We start from the raw sequence: 16964 nt of genomic DNA, 5'->3' as shown, positions 1-16964 counted from the left end.
TCACACCGCCACCTCCGCCCGAATCTGCGCGAGGTACGTGGCGCCGATCCAGTGGGTGTAGGCGGGCGGGATGGCCTCGGTGAGTTCCTCGCGGACATCGGTCCACGTGATGCCCATCGCGGCCTGCAACTCGGGGACGGACGGCTTACCGCCGCCGTTGCCGTACGCGGCGACGTACGGCCCGTCGAAGAACTCCCCGTGCCGCCAACCCCGTACCCGGCCCCGGTGGGGCACGTGCGCGGGCTGGACGACGCTCCAGTGGCCCAGTTCGAAGTTCCGGTGCCGCAGCACGCCCAGCTCGAACTGTTCGCCGCACAAGGTGAGGTCCTTGCGGATGTCCGCCTTGCCGTTGGGCTGCTCGATCACGTACGGCAGCCCGGACACCTCCAACAGCTCCCGGGTCGGCGGGACCAGGTCGACATGGGTGCCGCCCCAACCCTTCGACTGGTTGGTGCCGACGGTCAGCGCACACCCGGCCTGGCAGGGCGGGGAGGAGTGGACGAATGAGAACCGCTCGATCTCCCCCGATGCGATCAGTGCGGAGAGGTAGTCCAGGGCGTCCGCCTGGACGAAGGTGAAGGGGTAGTTGGGGCGGGGGCGGATGTCGATGCCGACGACGTCGAATCCGGCGCGGTGGTAGCCCGTCCCGGCGCCGCCGGCGCAGCAGAACAGGTCCAGCAATAACGGCCGGGCGGCGCGCTCTCGCCGGATGAGGGTGGGTTGGGTCATGCTGGATGTCTCCAGTTCGTTGTTGGCGTGCTGGGTGAGGGCGGCCCCGGACTTTTGCCGAGACGGGGGCCGCCCTTCGTGCTGTCATGCGGCGAACAGGCCGCGCTGCTCCTGCTCGGGGCCCGGGATTTCTCAGGGTCCGTGGTGCAGGGAGATGGTGATGACCTGAGAGAGCACAGGACTTTGAGTGCTTCTTACTCACCTTGGATACGGGAGGGGCAGGTCATCCTGGGTACTCCGGTTCGCGAGTGGACTGGGTGCGAGGGGCGGCCCCATCCGTGTCGGGTGTGGGGCCGCCCTTTTTTGGTGTCACGCGGCGAACAGGCCGCCCTGCCGCTGCTCTGAGGCCGTGAGGTGGCCGGGCAGGGTGTTGGTGGTGATGACCTGGCCGAGGATCGGGACGCGCTGGTCGGTGACGGGTCCGTCGTTGTGGAACCGCCAGGTGCCGACGTCGTGCTGCTGCGGTTTGAGCTTCGTCGGGACGGTGTAGCGGCGGGGCTCGCCGGGGCAGGCGGCGTTCCAGGCTTCCGCGCACACCTTGTGGACGGGCTCTCCGGCGTGGGACCGCAGCGGGGTCGGCCGGCCGCACAGGGAGCAGGGCCGGTCCTGGGTGTGGTCGAAGTGGCGGCTGTCGCCCCAGTCGAGATACGGGACCTGTTCCACGGCCCCGACCCCTACCGGCCGTCGGGCGGGGCGAGGAGGCCGAGCGCGGCGGCGATGCTGCGGCCGGCCGTCTCGGTGAGGTGGGCGGCGGCCTGGTCGAGGGCGGCGCGCACGGCGTCGTGGCTCGGGGTCTGCTCGTCCAGGGCGCGGCCGATCTCGCCGATGATCCGGGCGAGGAGCGCGAGCACCCCGGCGCCGGGGTTCGCGGGGTCGTGGAAGAGGGCGAGGGCCGGACGGACGTCGGCCGGGGCCAGCCCCGGGCCAATCTCCCGGAGCATGTCGTTCAGGTCCTCGCGGAGCATGTGGTCGAGGTAGGGCCAGGCGACGTTGATGAGGGGCTGGCTCTCGTCCTGCTCGGTGTGCGGCATGGCTACTCCTCAGAGGTTGGAGGCGGCCTGGATGAGCGATTCGGTGAGCTGGTTGATCGGCTTGGCGGCGCCGGTGGAGGCGAGGAAGAACCCGAACCCGGCGGCGATGAACGCGGCGCCGGGGCCGAGCGTGCGGGAGCGCAGGAGGAAGAACAGGACGAGTCCGAAGAGGGCGACGAGCGAGAGGCTGACGGCCACGGGGGTGTTCTCCGTTCGGCTGGCGTGACGAGGCAGGGAGGGAGGCAAGCGACGGCCCGCAGGGGCTCCCAGAGGCTGTTTCAGGGCCCTGAGCTGGGGTGCCTCCCTGCCTCCCTGGAGGGGAGTTTGCGCTGATCAGGGCCAGGGAGGCGGTCAGGGAGGCGGTCAGGGAGTTCTCCCTGCCTCCCTGCCGCCTCCCTGTCACTTGGCGGCGGAATCCGCGCTCTCGGCGGCCCGCTGGGCGAGGGCGTCGGCGACCCGCAGGGCGTCGACGACCATGCGGCCGTCGGACTTGCGGGGCGGGGCGCCGGCCGCCTCCAGGACCTGCCGGAGGTCGGAGAACGTCCACTCCCGGTACTCGCCCGGGTTCGCTGCGGCGAGACGGCGCAGGACTTCCTGGGTGAGCATCTTCGACTCCGCGCCGAGTGCGGCGGCGATGTCGGCGAGCGCATCGGCGGCGGTCTCGGACGGCTCGACGGCGGCCAGTGTGGCGACCCCGTCGCGCAAGTCCCTGGCGCGCTGCGCGATGACGGCGGCGGCGTCGGTGTCGATGAAGTGGGTGCGGACGGTGATGGACGCCTGCCCCGCCGGGATCTTGATCCCGTCGGAGGCGATGACCACCGTGCCCTTGTCGAGTCCCTGGCGGAGCAGGTGTGGGGCGGCGCCGCCGTCGACGGCCTTGTCGCCCAGTGCCATGCGGGACTGCGACTCGGTGCCCAGGGCGAGGGAGACGCGGGTGTGGGCGCCCTCGCGGACCAGCTTGGGGAGGTTCTGGTCGGTCGGGTCCTGCGTGCCCTCGTAGAGCAGCACGTTCACCGCCCGCCCCTGGTTGTGAATCTTGCGGGCGGCCATGAAGTACCGGGAGGTGGCCTTCGACCCGCCATAGGGCCGCTTGTCCTTGCCGACGGCGGGGCACATGAACGCGACCTGCGCCTCGTCCACGATGCCGATCAGCGGGTCGAACTGCGTGCCGGGCGGGGCTTGGAGACGGTGCTCCATCTCCGTGACCAGGCCCTCGACCATCTTGGTGGCGTCGATGACGTGTTCGTCGGTCGGGCCCTGGATCAGGACGGTGGCGATGCCGTCGAACATGGCCCAGTCGCCGGCGCCCTTGAGGTCGGCGATCCGGAACTCCACCCGCCGGTCCAGCGCGAGCCACAGGGCGAGCGAGCGCAGGGCGGCGGTCTTGCCCTGGTTCGAGAGGCCCGTGATCAGCAGGTGGCGCTGGTACAGGCTGATGGTGGCCGCGTCGCCGCGCAGGTCCAGTCCCCACGGGGCCCGGCCCTTGGCGTAGTCGGCAGTCATGGACGGGTCGGTGATCAGCGGGGAGGGGCCGATCGGCTCATCGAGCGCGCCGGAGTCCGCGATCCACAGCCGGACCGTGCGGGCGGCCTCGGGGATCGTGATGAAGACTTCGTGCTCGTGGCGGGCCAGGTTCTCCGCGAGCTTCTTGCGCCGATTCTGCACCTCGGCGGTGGTGACACCCGACGGGAGGGTGACGTCGACCTCGACGCCGCATCCGGCGATCCGGATCGGGCCGAGCATCGCCGCACCCGCATCGCCCATCTCCTTGATCGCGTTCCTGAGTGGGGCGATGCCCAGGTCGCGCAGGGCGGTGACCACGATGGACGGGGTGATCGGCGCCCCGGCGTCGTCGGACCGCTTGCCCTCAGGAAGGGCCCACTGCGGGGCGGTGGCGCGCTGCCTGCCCACGGCCCAGAGTCCGGCGAGGGCGAGCCAGGGCCCGATCGCGACGAGCGGTCCCCACAGGAGCTGGACGAGGACGACGAGCAGCCGGATCAGTTCGATCAGCGCCATCAGTGGGGTGAAGACGTCGGACGGGTCTTTGGTGGCGATGGCGAGGGCGATGCCGATGGCGATCAGGCCGCCTATGCCGCCGGCCGTGCCGATCGCGGCGCTCTTGGCGACGTGTTGCGGGGCCATGAGTAGGTCCATGCGTCGCTTGTGCCGCTCGACGCGGAAGCGGTGCAGCCGCTCCTCCCACTCGCCGGCCGCCTCGTAGTTCCCCGCGGCTTCCGCCGCCCGCAGCAACCGCTCGTAGCGGGCACCGGTGCGGCCGTCCCACGCCCGACGCGTCACAACGCGGGTGCCGCCCAGGACGTAGGCGCCGTGCCGGACGGTGAGGCGGGCGGCCTGGCGGGTCCTCTCGTGCTTGACCGCGCCGGTCACGGCGCGGGAGGTGCGGACGAACACCCGTAACGGACGCGGCTTGGGGGCGGGGTCGGGCACCACCGCGAGCGGCACGGCCGGGGTGGTGGGCTCTTGGTTGGTCGGTTCCTTGAACAGGGGGACCACGTTGTCGGTCATGCTGGTCTTCTCCTGCTGCTCGAAAGAGGTGCGGGATGGGCCCGGGGCGGTCGGGATGCTTGGCGGCTGTCGGCCGCCCCGGGGCAGAGCTACGTGCGTTTCGGCGTGAGCTTCACGGGTCCGCAGGGCCGGTAGCCGGCGGCCTGCACCGACTCGATGACGCCCTGGCGGGCGGCGGCCTCACTGTGGGAGTGGACCAGGCTGCTGTGCTTGCCCAGGCGGCCCTTGCTGTCGGTCGCATAGACGGTGAACTTCCAGGTCGACAGCTGCGTGCTCACTTCTCGGCCCTCTTGCGGGCGCCGTCGATGATGCGGTCGATCTTGGCCTCCAGGTCGCCCTGGTAGACGTTCTCGCCGGCGATGCCCCGCTTGAGCATGCGGGCGACGTTCCAGCCGACCCGGGCGTACTCCCCGGCGGTGAGGCGGGGGTTGTCCGGGTCGAACTCGGTGTTCTTCTTGCTGGCCACGACACGATCCCTTCCGGGGCCGGGGCTGTCCCGACTCCCCACCCGCCCCCGGCCAGGGAGGCTCGGGGGCGGGCAGGCAGGCGTCAGACCCGAGCCATCAGCGGCCAGACGTGACCTTGCGCAGCTCGTGGGTGTGGCACAGGACCGGGGCGATCAGCCAGCTGATCCGGTCCACGCTCCACCGGCCCTGGGTGAGCGCGCCCGGCGGGGCCTGGTCGAGGATCCTGCCGGTGCGGCCCGCTGCCCTGGGGTCGTCCTCGCACGCGACGATCAGCACCTTGTCTCCGGCGTTGAACACGTCACTTCCCCTTCCGGCGGGTGCGGGCCAGGGTCTTCGCGGCGGCCTTGCCGTCCGGGCCGCCGACCGACTTCACGACGCTCACGACGCCCCAGCACATGACGGCGGCCAGGAACGCGAGCAGGGCCAGGTTCGCGGCGATGGCGGTCAGCGCGCCGACGAGCAGGGGCCCGAAGTAGACCCCGGCGGCGACCGTGCCGGCGCCGATGCCGGAGCCGAGCGCGATCCGCTGGACCGTGCGGTCCGGCGGGGCCTGGTGGATGTGCTGGTGGACCACCTGCGGGCCGCTGAACGTGCCCTGCGGGGCGGGGAGGTGGTCGGCGTAGGTGTAGGTGCCGTCCGGGAGCTGCACGACCCGGACCGGCTCGGGAAGGTGGTTCACCGGTGCTCCTCGGTCAGTGAGGCGTCGGGGATGGTGACGATGTGGGTGATGTGGTCGGTGTCCCGCTGGATGCACGGGAGCCGGGTGTAGAAGACGTGGATGCGCTGGCCGTCGCGGTCGGTCGTCTGATGCACCTGCGCGATCTCGGCGTTCGGCTGGTCCGACTCCACGACCCACAGGGCCAGAGAGGCGGGCACCGCCATGTGGTGGGAGTGGACCGTGGCGCTGCCCGTCGGGCGGACCAGGATCTGAATGGTGGCGTCGAACATGAGCGGCCTCCTCAGGCGGCGGACGTGTCGGGGTAGGCGCAAGGGGTGCACATGCCGAGCGAGGGCGGGATCCGGTACCCGGCGTCCCGCCCGCACTCCGGGCAGACCCGCCGGGCCGCGTTCGCCTTGGCCAGGGCCGCCCACCGCGCGGGGGTCATCGGTCGTACCGGCCGGGCCAGGTCGACGCGGTACAGGAAGGCGACGAGCGGGTCACGCCGGCGGCGGGGGCGTTCGAGCTGGGCCACGACCGGCTGACCGGCCAGCCGCAGCCCGAGTGCGCGGAGCTGCCGGAACGTGGCCAGGCCCTCCGGGGCCAGGCGCCAGCGGTAGACGGGGAGCGCGCTCACGCCGCCTCACCGCGCTCGCCCTTGAGGGTGTCGCGCAGCCACCGGCCCTTCTCCGGCGACGTCCGCAGCGCTTTGCGGATGCCATCGGCGGTCAACTGATCGACCGCCCACGACTCCGTCAACTGGCGTGCCTCGGAGAGAAGTTCATCCTTGGTGCGACGGGGTTGGGTCGATCGGGCGACATGCGGGACGCGTCCGGTGGCCCGGCGGCGGGGCGACTGGTCGGCGGCGACCGACCGGACCACGGCCCGACCGGTCGACTCCCCCACGGCGGTCTCGGAGACAGGTGGGGTGGGCTCTTCCTGCCCGATCGGGTCGGTGTCGATCCGCGCGGGTTCGAGGGCCGGTACGGGCAGGTCAGAGGTAGACCGTTCCGTGATGGTCTGTTCCGATTCCTCCTGCTTTACGGGGTGGATCGGTCGGGTGGATCGGTCTACCTCCAGCTCCACCACCGTCCCGACCGGTTCGTCGACCGATCCGGGAGTCAGGGTGGGGGCGGCCGGGATGCCGAACATGTCGGCGAGGGCCGCGTCGGCTCCGGTGGTGACCCGCCGGCGCTGGACGTCGAGCAGTCGATCGCCCAGGGCGATGTCTCCGGCGCCGACTTTCCGGGCGAGCTTCCACGACGTCAGTTCCGACTTCTTCCGGACCTTTTCGTCGGGGTGGTTGGCGGCGCGGGCCCGGTGATAGGCGAGGGCCTGGACGATTGCGGCGGCGTGCGCTTCGGCCTCGGCGTCGCGGCCGTCGCGGTAGACGACGATCCGGCGGGCGAGGAACGCGGCGCCCTCGGCGGAGGCCGTCATGCCCATGGGGGTCAGGGCGTAGATGACCATCTCGCCGGGGGTGGTGGCGGCGGTGGCGGACATGGCCGCAGCGGCGGCGGGAAGAGCCCACAGCCCCGCCCGGATCACGCGGGGCGAGGACTGCCCCAGCATCGTCAGGCCGAGCAGCACGATCGCCAGGACGCCGGTCGCCCCCTCGCCGGCCGCGACCGCACCCACCGCCGTTCCCGACCCGAACGCGGTGCTGATGTTGGTGAAGGTGCCGTACCCGCCGGCGACCCCGGTGCCGATCATCGGCAGGAACGCCGCCCCCAGGACGACCTTCTGCGCGGTACCCAGGGGCTTCACCGCCCCAGTCATGCCGCGCCGCCCGAGTGCGCCAGGCTCGCGCGGTTGGTCAGATCGCGGCGCTCCACCAGGACCCGGTTGCGGGCCCGGCGGATGCGCCGCTCGTCCAGCATCGTGGCCGGACGGTCGAGGGTCATGATCTCCGCGTCGAGCAGGTCGACCTCCGCCAGGATCAGCGGCATCTCCCACTCGATCGCGTCCAGCTCCGCGTCCGACGGCTCACCGTCGAACGGGTTGGCCGTAACAACGGCCTGAAGTGCAGCGATGGACTTCATTGGGTGTGTTCCTCTCGGACAGGAACGGCCCGAACCGACCCCCCGGAGTTGCACCTCCGGGGGGTCTCGCCGTTAGAACCAGGGAATCTCCTCCGGTTCCCCTCGACCCCGCCCGTACGGCACCCCGCGAAGAGGTCCGGACGGGCAGAGGAGGCAACCGGCCGCAGCAGGACTGCGGGGTTGGGTTCGCGCTCTATAGCCCCGGTGGGGCCCGCGATCTTTGCCCTTGTCTCACCGCACGTGACGAGTCCCTCAGCCGACCGAAGGGCCGACCAGGGAGGAAGGTGCGTGCTGCTCTCGTGCGGCAGGGCCTACGGCTTGTCGTAGGTGCCTGGATGTCTTTTCTCTGTCCACTGTTCAGTTCTCAAGCCGCAGTCGCTTCCTTCGAGCCGACCCGTCTACACGGAGCTCTCCGGGCGCCGGGCGACTCCAAGAGCCGCCCCCATCAGCGGGAATACCGCCACAAGAGGGCACACTTAATGGTGTTGCACCTCTTGCTCAACTTGTTGGTACAAGCTGATGCAGTGATGTTGCACCCACGAACAGTGAGTCGTCAAGCGATCGGGGCCCACATGTACCAACAAGTTGAGCGAGTGCGTCATGATGGACGCATGAACAAGCAGCCGAAGTACCGGCAGGTCGCGGACGCTCTTCGTCGCGACATCGACAACGACGTCTACAAGCCGGGCTCTCGCCTGCCCTCCGAGAGCGAGCTGTGTACGCGCTTCGACGCGTCAAGGAACACCGTGCGATCGGGCCTTGCCCTGCTGGTCAGCGAGGGTCTGATCTCGTCGAGCCAGGGGCTTGGCTACGAGGTCAAGAAGCACGAAGTGTTTGAGCTCAATGCCTCCCGCTTCGAGAACCTGACCTTCCCGCAGAACGGTGACGCCTACAGCACCGACGTCACCAACGCTGGCCGCCACCCCAGCCAGACGTTCCGCGTCGAGGTGACGCCGGCGACCGAGTACGTGGCGGAACGACTCAAGGTGGAACGCGAGTCGACCGCTGTTCTCCGGTTCTGCCATCGGTTCGTGGATGACGTGCCGTGGTCGACCCAGGCCACCTACTACCCCGACTGGCTCGCGAAGGAGGCGCCCCGCCTGGCTGAGCCGGGGGACATCGCTGAAGGGACCACCCGATACCTGGCCGGTATCGGGATCGAACAGATCGGCTACTTCGACGAGATCGCAGCCCGGATGCCCACTCCGGACGAGGCGCGGCTGCTCGACATCGGCGCCGGCGTCCCGGTGCTGCTCTGGACCCGTACCGGCTACTCGTCGGACAAGGTCATCCGGTGCACCATCACGACCTTCCGGGGAGACCTGAATCGCATGAACTACGAGATCGGCACTCTGACCGCGCGGCAGGAGGATGAACCGCAGTGATCATTGAACGAGCTACCGCAGACGATCTCGACGTTCTGCTCGCCTTCCGGCAGGAAGCCGCGTCGTGGCTCACCGATCTCGGCACTGATCAGTGGCAGCGCCCCTACCCCGCAGACAAACTCCTGGGCACGATCGAGTCCGGCGTCGTGTTCATGGTCCGCGACGGTGCCATGACGGCCGCGACGATTACCCTGACCCCGGAAGCGGAAGAGGGGCTCTGGACGGATGGCGAACTCCGGGAGCCGTCCCGGTTCGTGAACAAGCTGACCGTGGCGCGCACTCACGCTGGGCAGGATCTCGGCGGTCGACTGCTCGATTGGGCGAGTGGCCAGGCGTTTCATTCCGGCGCCGTGTGGCTCCGCCTCGATGCGTGGACGACGAACAAGCCCCTCCAGGACTACTACCTGCGGCACGGCTTTGAGCATGTCCGTACGGTCACGGAGGGCGGGGCGGTGAACGGCGGCCCCCGCGTGTCCGGATGGCTTGGGCAGCGCCCGACGGCACCCTCTGGCGATCACGGCTTCACAGATCTAGCCCAGTCATCGACCGCACCACCTGCGCACCACCTCCGCACCACCTAGGGCGGGCAACTGCGGTCAATCACGGTTACTTCGAGGGGGCCCGGATGCTCCGCGAAGCGGAATCCGCCCTGATCACAGGGGCGGTCACGGGCTCCGGGGCAAGATTCCCAAGCTTATAGCGCGGGTTCGATTCCCGTCATCCGCTCTTTCACGAAGCCCCAGGTCAGCGACCTGGGGCTTCGTCGTTGTCCTGACCGGCTCTACCGGACGCGAACGCCGGACCTCCATAATGTGGCCCTGGTTTCCGGGTGGGGGAGGCTTGGGTGTCGTCGGAGCGTAGTGCCGCACGAGTCCCGGACGCGTTACGTGCCGCAGCGCGGGAGCACGGACTGGGGGCCCGCAAGGGGCTGGTGCAGAACGAGCCGAAGCGCTTCCCGTGGGCTGGCGTGCTGCCCGTGGGCGCGCTCGGCGTGTTCCTGGGGTGGCTGGCCCTGTCGTACGCGATCGAGGACCAGCGGGAGCAGGGCGCCTGGTACTACTCGCTTCCGCTGCTCGTTCTCGCGGCGATCCCGCTGGGGTTCGTCGGGTACTTCCTCTTCGCCTGGCTGCTCCGCCCCCGACCGCCCCAGGTCTGGGTGGGCTGGTACGAGCACGGCGCCCTCTGGCACATCGACCGCGGGGAGACGCAGGCGTACACCTGGGACGAGATCGCCGCTGTCACCCGGCAGGACATCAAAGTGACCAACGGGGTCACCAGCGCCACCACGCACCGGCTGACCATCACGTCCGAGCAAGGCGCCGCGATCGTGGTGGGGGACGAGTTCAGCGGGATGGTCCCGTTCGCCGAGGGCCTCGGCGACGCGTTCAGCCGCGCACGGGTGCCGCGGGACGCCGCCCGGCTGGAAGCCGGTGAACGCATCGACTTCGGCGTGGTCGACATCGACATCTCCGGCATCGGGCAGGGCAGCCGCCGCATCGGCTGGCGGGAGGTGGAACGGGTCGATGTGAAGCAGGGCCGCGTAGAGATCCGCCGTCACGGCGACCGCAAGCCGTGGATGACGCTTGCGGCTCCCGGCTTCCCCAACCTGCCCGTCTTCCTGACCCTCGCCGACGCGCTGCGGCGGCAGCACGAGTCCTGAGGGGCTTTCGACACCCCGCATCGGGGCCCTTGCACCCTTCGGGCCTTCGAGCGCACGGCTCATTAAGGGACCTCACGGTGCGTCAGGCACAAACAGTCCGACCGACTCGACACGAGAGCGATTCACCGGCGGACGCCCACGGACGCCAGCCACCCGCTTCATCTCAGCCGACTCCCCACAAACGTCAGACACCCACAGTGATCACATCATCGTGACCCTGGCCAAGCCCGAACTCGACACGATCAAGCACACGCTGACCTCGACCGACGCGCAGCCCGCCCCGGGTAGCGGGGTGCTGGTCACCGTCACCGGCAGCCTCGCCGTGGACAACGCCTTCGACAAGCCCCTGCCGTTCGCCGAGACGTTCGGCCTCCAGCCGATCCCCGGACAGTCCGGCGGCTTCTTCGTCCACAACCAGATCTTCCGCCTGATCTTCTCCTGAACCACCCCCGGTCCGGGCGCACGCCGACAGCGGACGCCCGGACCCGCACGCATCCGGGCGCTGGCGAGCATGGCCCGGAACCAGACGTCCTCGTCGATGACATGGCGGTCCCGCCGCTCCCGGGCGTCCCGCTCACACCGCTTCGTCATTTCCTGGACGTTCAGGCCCGGAGGAAGGAGGAGAGGCCGTCGAGGAGCCTGTCCACGTCGCCGGCGGTGTTGTACGGCGCCAGGCCCACGCGCAGGGCCGGGTCCTCCAGCTTCAGGGCGGCGAAGGGTTCGTAGGCGTAGAACGACCCCGCGGGGGCCAGGACGCCGCGGGTGGCCAGATGCGCCTGGGCCTCGCGGGCGTCACGGCCGGGCAGCGTCATCAAGAGGGTCGGGGTGCGGTCGGCCGCCTTCGAGTGCACGGTGACGGCGTCGCCCAGGGCGCGCAGCCCCTCCTCCACCCGCGTGCGCAGCGCCTGCTCTTGCTCGTGCAGGGAGCCCAGCGAATGTGCGAGGCGCTCCCTGCGCACGGCCCCCGTGCCGGGGTCGATCGTGGCGAGGAAGTCCACGGCGGCGGTGGCGCCGGCCAGGATCTCGTAGGGCAGCGTGCCGAACTCGAAGCGCTCCGGCACGGTGTCGGGGGACGGCAGGAGCTTGTCCGGCCGGAGGGTTTCGAGGAGTTCGGGCGCTCCCGCGAGCACGCCGCAGTGCGGTCCGAGGAACTTGTACGGCGAGCAGACGAACAGGTCCGCGCCCATCGCGGGCACGTCCACCAAGTGGTGGGCGGTGTAGTGCACCCCGTCCACGTACACCAGGGCGCCGACCTCGTGCGCCCGGTCGGCGATCCGGCGTACGGGCGGCTTGGTGCCCAGCACGTTCGAGGCCGCCGTGAGCGCGACCAGCCGGGTCCGGGGTGACAGCGCCCGCTCGAACGAATCGAGGTCCAGCTCCGTCGTCCCGGCGTCGATCTCGATCCAGCGGACCGTCACTCCGGCGCGCTCGGCCGCCTGGACCCAGGGACGGACGTTGCAGTCGTGGTCCAGGCGGCTGAGGACGATCTCGTCGCCCGCCTTCCAGCCCTTGGCCAGGTGACGGGAGAAGTCGTACGTGAGCTGGGTGGCGCTGCGCCCGTGGACGATGCCGCCGGCGGGCACGTTGAGCAGGTCGGCGTAGGCGGCGCGGAACTCCGCGACGGCGCGCTCGGCGTTCAGCTCGGACGGGCTGACAACACCCCGATTGGAGAGGGGGCCGGTCAGCGTCGCGGTGATGGCGTCGGCGACGGGGCGGGGGGTCTGGGTCCCGCCCGGGCCGTCGAAGAAGGCGAGGCCGTGGTCGAGGGAGGGGAAATGGGCCCGCAGGGCGGTCAGGTCGATGGCCATCGTCTCGGCTTTCTGGTGGCGGGGCACGCGTGGACGGTCGGCGCCGTGCAGCCGGAGCATGTCCTCGGGGCGGGATACCTAGACTCTGGCATCGGCCGGAGAGACACGTAAAGCGATGGATTGAGAAGAGAGAGTTCACGATCCATGAATGCGCAGCCCGACCTGAAGCTCCTGTCCACGTTCATGGCCGTGGTGAACCGAGGTTCCATGGCCGAGGCCGCCGCGGCCCTCGGCTACGTACCGTCCGCGGTGTCCCAGCACATCGCCGCGCTGGAGCGCGACATGGGCATCGAGCTGATCGTCCGCCGCCCCGGCAGCCGGCTCATCCTGACCGCGGCCGGCCGCGCACTCACGCAGGCGGCCGGGACGCTCTTCGACGCGACCGCCCGGTTCCAGGACGCCGCCGACGGCATCTCGAACCGTGACATCGCGGACGTGCGCGTCGGGGCCTACCCCAGCGCGATGAGCCACCTGCTCCCCGGGATCCTGTCCGCTCTGAGGTCCCGTGGCCTCGGCCCCCGCATCCGCCTCGTCATCGTGGAGACGCACGAAGGGCTGCCCAGGGTGAGATCGGGAGACCTGGACCTGCTCATCGCCTACCGGTACCTGCCCGAGGACCCGCCGATCGCCTCGGGCGAGTGGGCCGTCACCTCCCTGGGGCACGAGCCGCTGGTCCTCGTCTCGGGTACGCGGCCGGGCCGTCGGCCGTTGGAACTGGCGGAATGCCTTGAGACGGAGTGGACCTCGGGCCACGCCCACAGCCCTGATCGGCGGCTGCTGCACCGCTGGGCGGCGGACCTCGGGATCTTTCCCGACGTGACGCTGGAGACCGAGGACCTGCACAGCATGCTGGCCATGATCAGAGCGGGTCTGGCGGTGGGGCTGATCCCGGCCTCGCTCATCAGCGAGGAGAGCGACCGGTCCGGCGTCGAACCGGTCGTCCTTCCACCCGGGGCCGCACCGCTCCACCGCGAGGTCCTGGCCGTGAGCAGACCCGGCGCCCACCTCCCGGTCATCGGGGAGTTGGTCGCGCTGCTGTCCGAGGCCCTGACGGGCGTCCGGTCGTCGCACCGGCGAGGAACCCGGAGCGGGCACGCCCCCGACGGCCGCACGCAACCGCCGGCCGGGCGGGCTCCACGGAGGGAGTGGGCCGATGACACCGCCGAGAGACTCCAGGAAGCGGAAGGCTCGCCCGATGGCTGATCACCGCGGGCAGCGAACAAGGCAGAAGAACGCCTCGTCTCCGAGGAAGCTGGTCGTGCCCCAGCCATGCCCTTAAGAGCGGTGAACAGCGGTCGCCACGGGTATCGCCGAGCCCACGAGAAGCGCCGATCCAGGGTACGTTTTCGCAGGTCAGGTACCGGATGGCCGAGATGGGCGCCGGTGGTTCCCAAGCTTATGGCGCGAGTTCGATTCCCGTCATCCGCTCTTGAACGAAGCCCCAGGTCGGCGACCTGGGGCTTCGTCGTTGCCCAGGCCCGTGGCTCAGGCCGACAGCGCGTCCAGAGCGGCGAGGTCCTCCGGGTCGAGGAGCAGGTCGGCTGCCGCGATGTTCTCCTCCACGTGGGCGACCGAGGAGGTGCCGGGGATCGGGAGGACCACCGGTGACCTGGCCATCGTCCAGGCGAGTTTGACCTGCGCCGTGGTCACTCCGTGCCGGGCGGCGATCCGGGCGAGCGGCTCGGACGGTTCGGGGCGACCCAGGGTTTCCGGGGAGAAGAAGGGGACGAAGGCGATGCCTTGCCCAGTGCAGGCGTCGAGGACGTCCGGGTTCTGGCGGTGGAGGAGGCCGTACATGTTCTGCACGGCCGCCACGGGGGCGATCCGCTGCGCTCTGGCGAGTTGGCCGGTGGTGGTGTTGCTGAGGCCGAGGTGCCTGATCAGGCCTTCCTCTCGCAGGGCTGCGAGCGCGCCGAACCGTTCGGCCACGGTGTCGTCGTCGTCCTCGTGGAGGCGCAGGTAGACGAGGTCGAGGCGATCCCGGCCGAGTTCCCGCAGCGTGCGCTGGACGCCCGCGACGAGTTCCCGAGGGCCGGCCGGGGCTCCCCAGCTGCCGTCGGGGTGCCGGACCGGGCCGACCTTGGCCGCCAGGACCAAATCCTCCGAGTAGGGGTGCAGGACGCGGCGGATCAGGCCGTTGGCCGAGAGCCCTCCGTGAAAGTAGAACCAGGCGGTGTCGATGTGGTTCACCCCGAGCTCGACGGCCCGCCTCAACACGGCCGCCGACTTCTCCGGATCGTTCGTGGGACCGGCGATCTCGCGGGCCGGAAGCCGCATGGCGCCGAAGCCCATGCGGGCGACGGGAAGGTCTCCACCGAGAAGGAAGGCAGAGGACGGGATCTCACGGGTCGTGGTCATGCCTCCAGATCCTCGGGAAGCCAGGTACCGAAAGCGAACACCTGGCAGCTTGGTGACATGACGACGCAAGACATCGTGACGTTGCGGGGCGAGGCCGAACTGGCGCGGCGTGCGGGTGCCCTGTTCGACGGAGTGCGGCGAGAGTTCCTCTGCGCCGCCGGGGAACCCGAAACGTGGTCGGCAGCCGCCCCGCGTGCACGTCGCGCGCTCCCGCCCGGTCTCATGGTGCGCAAGTTGTACGGGCCTGGCGTCTACCGTGCCCCCGGTGGCCGGGAGTTGCTCATGCGGCTCGGCGAGGCCGGCGCGGAGGTCCGGATCTCGCCCGCACCCCCGACCCACGAGGCGATCGTCGTCGACCGGCGCCTCGCGGTACTGGCGGCCCCGCGGTCCGCCACAGGAGAACCCCGTAAGTACAGCGTCGTCCGGGAGCCGGGCGTGGTGGCAGGGGTGCGGGCCCTGTTCGAGACGGCCTGGGAGAGCTCGACGGACCTCGCCACGTACCCTCGCATGCCGTTTCCCCGTCTCGGCGACGCCGAGCGGACCGTCCTGCGAGCCCTGGCGGCCGGTCATACGGACGAGGCCGCCTCCCGCCGGCTGGGAGTGTCCCTGCGAACCTACCGCCGGCGGGTCGCCGCCCTCATGACCGCCCTGGATGCGCGGTCCCGCTTCCAGGCCGGCCTGCGCGCCCGCGAGATCCTCGGCCGACGCTCGGACACCTGACGGTGCCCAGCGACCCGAGGCGGGAACGTGCCCGTGCCACAACGTGCCAGTAGGGGCGGTGAACAGCGGTCACCAAGGGGACGGGCGGAAGCTCCGGAACATCGCCATCACCGTACGTTCCCGCAGGTCAGCGCTGCACACCGACCCAAGTGCCGGGTGATTCCCAAGCCCGCCGCAAACCACCCCGGCCCGCGGACGAATATCTGTGACGGCGGGATGAGTTTGTGGCGGACGGCGGTGCCAGGAATTTTGGCGTATGAAAAGAGCGGCACGAATTGACCCGACGGCCGCCGAATCAACGTGCTACTGTCGATATCAGTTGCAGTTGTGGTTCCCGAAAAACAAGTGCTTCCGGCGCGCCCTACGGGCCGTGGGAGCGTTTTTTCTTCTCCGGATTGTCTCCGGTGGGGTGATCATCACGGCGACACGGAATTCGCGCAGTGCGGATTTCGGCGACCCCCCCCCAGAGGAGAATGATATGAGCAGCGGCACCGTCAAGTGGTTCAACGCGGAAAAGGGCTTCGGCTTCATCGAGCAGGACGGTGGCGGCCCTGACGTGTTCGCCCACTACTCGAACATCGCCGCCCAGGGCTTCCGCGAGCTGCAGGAGGGCCAGAAGGTGACCTTCGACATCGCGCAGGGCCAGAAGGGCCCGACGGCCGAGAACATCGTTCCCGCCTGAAGCTGACGCGCGCGACGCAGACGTGGCTGGGGCCCGCATCCCTCGGGGTGCGGGCCCCAGCCGCATACTCTCCCTCCCCCGGCACGGGCTCCGGAAGGGTTCCTCGGGCCTGCGCGTCCGCCGCTTTCGATCGGACGCCGCGCCGACTGTCGAATCGGATTTCATTCCTCCCTTCGACGCCGCCTCGAAACGCTCCCCGCCATTCGTTCGCCGGAGAATTCCCGGATGCGCATCGCTTCGAGGAAGGACTTGCATGAACAGCACGTACCCGACGGATCTTCTGCCGGAGATCCGCGACGGCGAGGCGGATCCGCACGTCTGGGACGACATGACCGTCGAGGTGGCCCTGGCGGTCATGAGCGGGGCCCGCACCGGGCGCCTCGTCGTCCGTGACGACGACGGCCGGCCCACCGGGCTGGTCACCCGGTCCCAGCTCACCGGCTTCCGCGCGACCGCCGCCTACACCGATCGGGCACGGCTGCGCGACCTTCGCCCGGCGAACCCTCCGTTCCACCCGTGAGCCCCACCCCTTTTCCGTACCGGCTGATCCCGTCTCTTTCTCTGTGAGGTCCTATGCGCTGCGTCATCGCCCGCTTCCCGTTCGATCTGACGAAGAACGGTGTCCTGGAAACGATGCAGGACGTCAAGCCCGAGCCCGTCACCGGCGAGTCCGTGGTCATCGGACGCCGTGAGTACCCCGCCATGCAGGTCGGCGCCGTCATCACCCGCCAGGACCGCCGCGACTTCAGCGCCGGCGAGGTCGTCCGGGCCATGACCCGGCTCGGCTTCACCTGCCGTACCCGCCCGGTGGCCACCGCGAGCACGTTCGGGCAGCCGTCCGCCCAGGTCGACCCGACCAAGATGATCTGACGCGCGGACGGGCGCGCCTCGCGCGCCC

General features: G+C 70.2%; 24 protein-coding genes. 9 read left to right on the top strand and 15 right to left on the bottom strand.

Translation table 11 applies throughout. From position 1 onward, the window contains the following. The 13 genes from ACFCY7_RS28765 to ACFCY7_RS28705 all read right to left on the bottom strand — a co-directional run bounded on the left by ACFCY7_RS28765 (position 1) and on the right by ACFCY7_RS28705 (position 7453). Positions 1 to 729, bottom strand: a complete 729-nt coding sequence (locus tag ACFCY7_RS28765) for a DNA methylase (RefSeq protein WP_376488972.1) — start codon at positions 727 to 729, stop codon at positions 1 to 3. 309 nt (positions 730 to 1038) lie between these two features. After that, complete coding sequence (locus ACFCY7_RS28760) at positions 1039 to 1392, bottom strand: hypothetical protein (protein ID WP_376488971.1); 354 nt, start codon at positions 1390 to 1392, stop codon at positions 1039 to 1041. Positions 1393 to 1403: 11 nt separating this feature from the next. After that, the gene (locus ACFCY7_RS28755; RefSeq protein ID WP_376488970.1) at positions 1404 to 1760 is read right to left on the bottom strand and encodes a hypothetical protein; all 357 of its coding nucleotides are present in this window, start codon (positions 1758 to 1760) and stop codon (positions 1404 to 1406) included. A gap of 9 nt (positions 1761 to 1769) precedes the next feature. Then, positions 1770 to 1958, bottom strand: coding sequence for a hypothetical protein (locus ACFCY7_RS28750; RefSeq protein WP_376488969.1), 189 nt, complete (start codon positions 1956 to 1958; stop codon positions 1770 to 1772). A gap of 201 nt (positions 1959 to 2159) precedes the next feature. Next, the gene (locus ACFCY7_RS28745; protein ID WP_376488968.1) at positions 2160 to 4286 is read right to left on the bottom strand and encodes an FtsK/SpoIIIE domain-containing protein; all 2127 of its coding nucleotides are present in this window, start codon (positions 4284 to 4286) and stop codon (positions 2160 to 2162) included. 89 nt (positions 4287 to 4375) lie between these two features. Then, the gene (locus ACFCY7_RS28740; RefSeq protein ID WP_376488967.1) at positions 4376 to 4564 is read right to left on the bottom strand and encodes a hypothetical protein; all 189 of its coding nucleotides are present in this window, start codon (positions 4562 to 4564) and stop codon (positions 4376 to 4378) included. Beyond that, positions 4561 to 4752: a DUF6257 family protein gene (locus tag ACFCY7_RS28735; protein ID WP_376488966.1), complete on the bottom strand. Its 192-nt coding sequence runs from the start codon at positions 4750 to 4752 to the stop codon at positions 4561 to 4563. The genes ACFCY7_RS28740 and ACFCY7_RS28735 overlap by 4 nt, the downstream gene beginning before the upstream one ends. Positions 4753 to 4849: 97 nt before the next feature. Beyond that, positions 4850 to 5050 carry a hypothetical protein gene (locus ACFCY7_RS28730; RefSeq protein ID WP_376488965.1) on the bottom strand — a complete coding sequence of 67 codons (201 nt, stop codon included), beginning with the start codon at positions 5048 to 5050 and terminating at the stop codon, positions 4850 to 4852. Between the two features lies 1 nt (position 5051). After that, positions 5052 to 5432 carry a DUF6251 family protein gene (locus ACFCY7_RS28725; protein WP_376488964.1) on the bottom strand — a complete coding sequence of 127 codons (381 nt, stop codon included), beginning with the start codon at positions 5430 to 5432 and terminating at the stop codon, positions 5052 to 5054. After that, positions 5429 to 5701: a hypothetical protein gene (locus ACFCY7_RS28720; RefSeq protein WP_376488963.1), complete on the bottom strand. Its 273-nt coding sequence runs from the start codon at positions 5699 to 5701 to the stop codon at positions 5429 to 5431. The genes ACFCY7_RS28725 and ACFCY7_RS28720 overlap by 4 nt, the downstream gene beginning before the upstream one ends. 11 nt (positions 5702 to 5712) lie before the next feature. Continuing rightward, positions 5713 to 6048 (bottom strand): RRQRL motif-containing zinc-binding protein, encoded by a 336-nt coding sequence (locus ACFCY7_RS28715; RefSeq protein WP_376488962.1) that lies wholly within the window; start codon positions 6046 to 6048, stop codon positions 5713 to 5715. Beyond that, complete coding sequence (locus ACFCY7_RS28710; protein ID WP_376488961.1) at positions 6045 to 7190, bottom strand: conjugal transfer protein; 1146 nt, start codon at positions 7188 to 7190, stop codon at positions 6045 to 6047. Before ACFCY7_RS28710 ends, ACFCY7_RS28715 begins: the two co-directional genes overlap by 4 nt. After that, complete coding sequence (locus ACFCY7_RS28705; protein ID WP_376488960.1) at positions 7187 to 7453, bottom strand: DUF6284 family protein; 267 nt, start codon at positions 7451 to 7453, stop codon at positions 7187 to 7189. Before ACFCY7_RS28705 ends, ACFCY7_RS28710 begins: the two co-directional genes overlap by 4 nt. Before the next feature lie 611 nt (positions 7454 to 8064). Between ACFCY7_RS28705 and ACFCY7_RS28700 the strand changes: the two genes are divergently transcribed. The 4 genes from ACFCY7_RS28700 (at position 8065) to ACFCY7_RS28685 (ending at position 10940) form a co-directional block, all read left to right on the top strand. Then, positions 8065 to 8838 (top strand): GntR family transcriptional regulator, encoded by a 774-nt coding sequence (locus tag ACFCY7_RS28700; RefSeq protein ID WP_376488959.1) that lies wholly within the window; start codon positions 8065 to 8067, stop codon positions 8836 to 8838. Continuing rightward, positions 8835 to 9419, top strand: a complete 585-nt coding sequence (locus ACFCY7_RS28695; RefSeq protein ID WP_376488958.1) for a GNAT family N-acetyltransferase — start codon at positions 8835 to 8837, stop codon at positions 9417 to 9419. Before ACFCY7_RS28700 ends, ACFCY7_RS28695 begins: the two co-directional genes overlap by 4 nt. A gap of 350 nt (positions 9420 to 9769) precedes the next feature. Continuing rightward, on the top strand, positions 9770 to 10498 hold the full coding sequence (locus ACFCY7_RS28690; protein ID WP_376488957.1) for a DUF6585 family protein: 729 nt from the start codon (positions 9770 to 9772) through the stop codon (positions 10496 to 10498). A 211-nt stretch (positions 10499 to 10709) separates the two neighbouring features. Then, a complete protein-coding gene (locus ACFCY7_RS28685; RefSeq protein ID WP_376488956.1) occupies positions 10710 to 10940 on the top strand; it encodes a ketosteroid isomerase family protein in 231 nt (76 codons plus the stop codon). A 160-nt stretch (positions 10941 to 11100) separates the two neighbouring features. Here the strand turns inward: ACFCY7_RS28685 and ACFCY7_RS28680 are convergent, their stop codons facing one another. Beyond that, complete coding sequence (locus ACFCY7_RS28680; RefSeq protein ID WP_376488979.1) at positions 11101 to 12306, bottom strand: cysteine desulfurase-like protein; 1206 nt, start codon at positions 12304 to 12306, stop codon at positions 11101 to 11103. A 144-nt stretch (positions 12307 to 12450) separates the two neighbouring features. On the opposite strand from ACFCY7_RS28680, the gene ACFCY7_RS28675 reads away from it, so the two are divergent. Then, entirely contained in the window at positions 12451 to 13509 is a 1059-nt protein-coding gene (locus tag ACFCY7_RS28675) for a LysR family transcriptional regulator (RefSeq protein WP_376488955.1), read from the top strand. 282 nt (positions 13510 to 13791) lie between these two features. Here ACFCY7_RS28675 and ACFCY7_RS28670 read toward each other — a convergent pair whose 3' ends face one another. Further along, positions 13792 to 14664 carry an aldo/keto reductase gene (locus ACFCY7_RS28670; RefSeq protein ID WP_376488954.1) on the bottom strand — a complete coding sequence of 291 codons (873 nt, stop codon included), beginning with the start codon at positions 14662 to 14664 and terminating at the stop codon, positions 13792 to 13794. A gap of 57 nt (positions 14665 to 14721) precedes the next feature. Between ACFCY7_RS28670 and ACFCY7_RS28665 the strand changes: the two genes are divergently transcribed. The 4 genes from ACFCY7_RS28665 to ACFCY7_RS28650 all read left to right on the top strand — a co-directional run bounded on the left by ACFCY7_RS28665 (position 14722) and on the right by ACFCY7_RS28650 (position 16936). Next, positions 14722 to 15384 carry a DNA-binding response regulator gene (locus ACFCY7_RS28665; RefSeq protein ID WP_376488953.1) on the top strand — a complete coding sequence of 221 codons (663 nt, stop codon included), beginning with the start codon at positions 14722 to 14724 and terminating at the stop codon, positions 15382 to 15384. Between the two features lie 478 nt (positions 15385 to 15862). Continuing rightward, complete coding sequence (locus ACFCY7_RS28660; RefSeq protein ID WP_017240241.1) at positions 15863 to 16066, top strand: cold-shock protein; 204 nt, start codon at positions 15863 to 15865, stop codon at positions 16064 to 16066. Between the two features lie 253 nt (positions 16067 to 16319). Further along, entirely contained in the window at positions 16320 to 16586 is a 267-nt protein-coding gene (locus tag ACFCY7_RS28655; RefSeq protein ID WP_376488952.1) for a CBS domain-containing protein, read from the top strand. 53 nt (positions 16587 to 16639) lie between these two features. Next, positions 16640 to 16936: an SCO5918 family protein gene (locus ACFCY7_RS28650; protein ID WP_376488951.1), complete on the top strand. Its 297-nt coding sequence runs from the start codon at positions 16640 to 16642 to the stop codon at positions 16934 to 16936. Positions 16937 to 16964: the final 28 nt, after the last annotated feature.

Origin of the sequence: Streptomyces sp. NPDC056361 (genome assembly GCF_042262805.1) — a bacterium.
Lineage (GTDB): Bacteria > Actinomycetota > Actinomycetes > Streptomycetales > Streptomycetaceae > Streptomyces.
The sequence above is the reverse complement of the archived record's forward strand: the minus strand, read 5'-3'. Positions and strand labels throughout refer to the sequence as shown.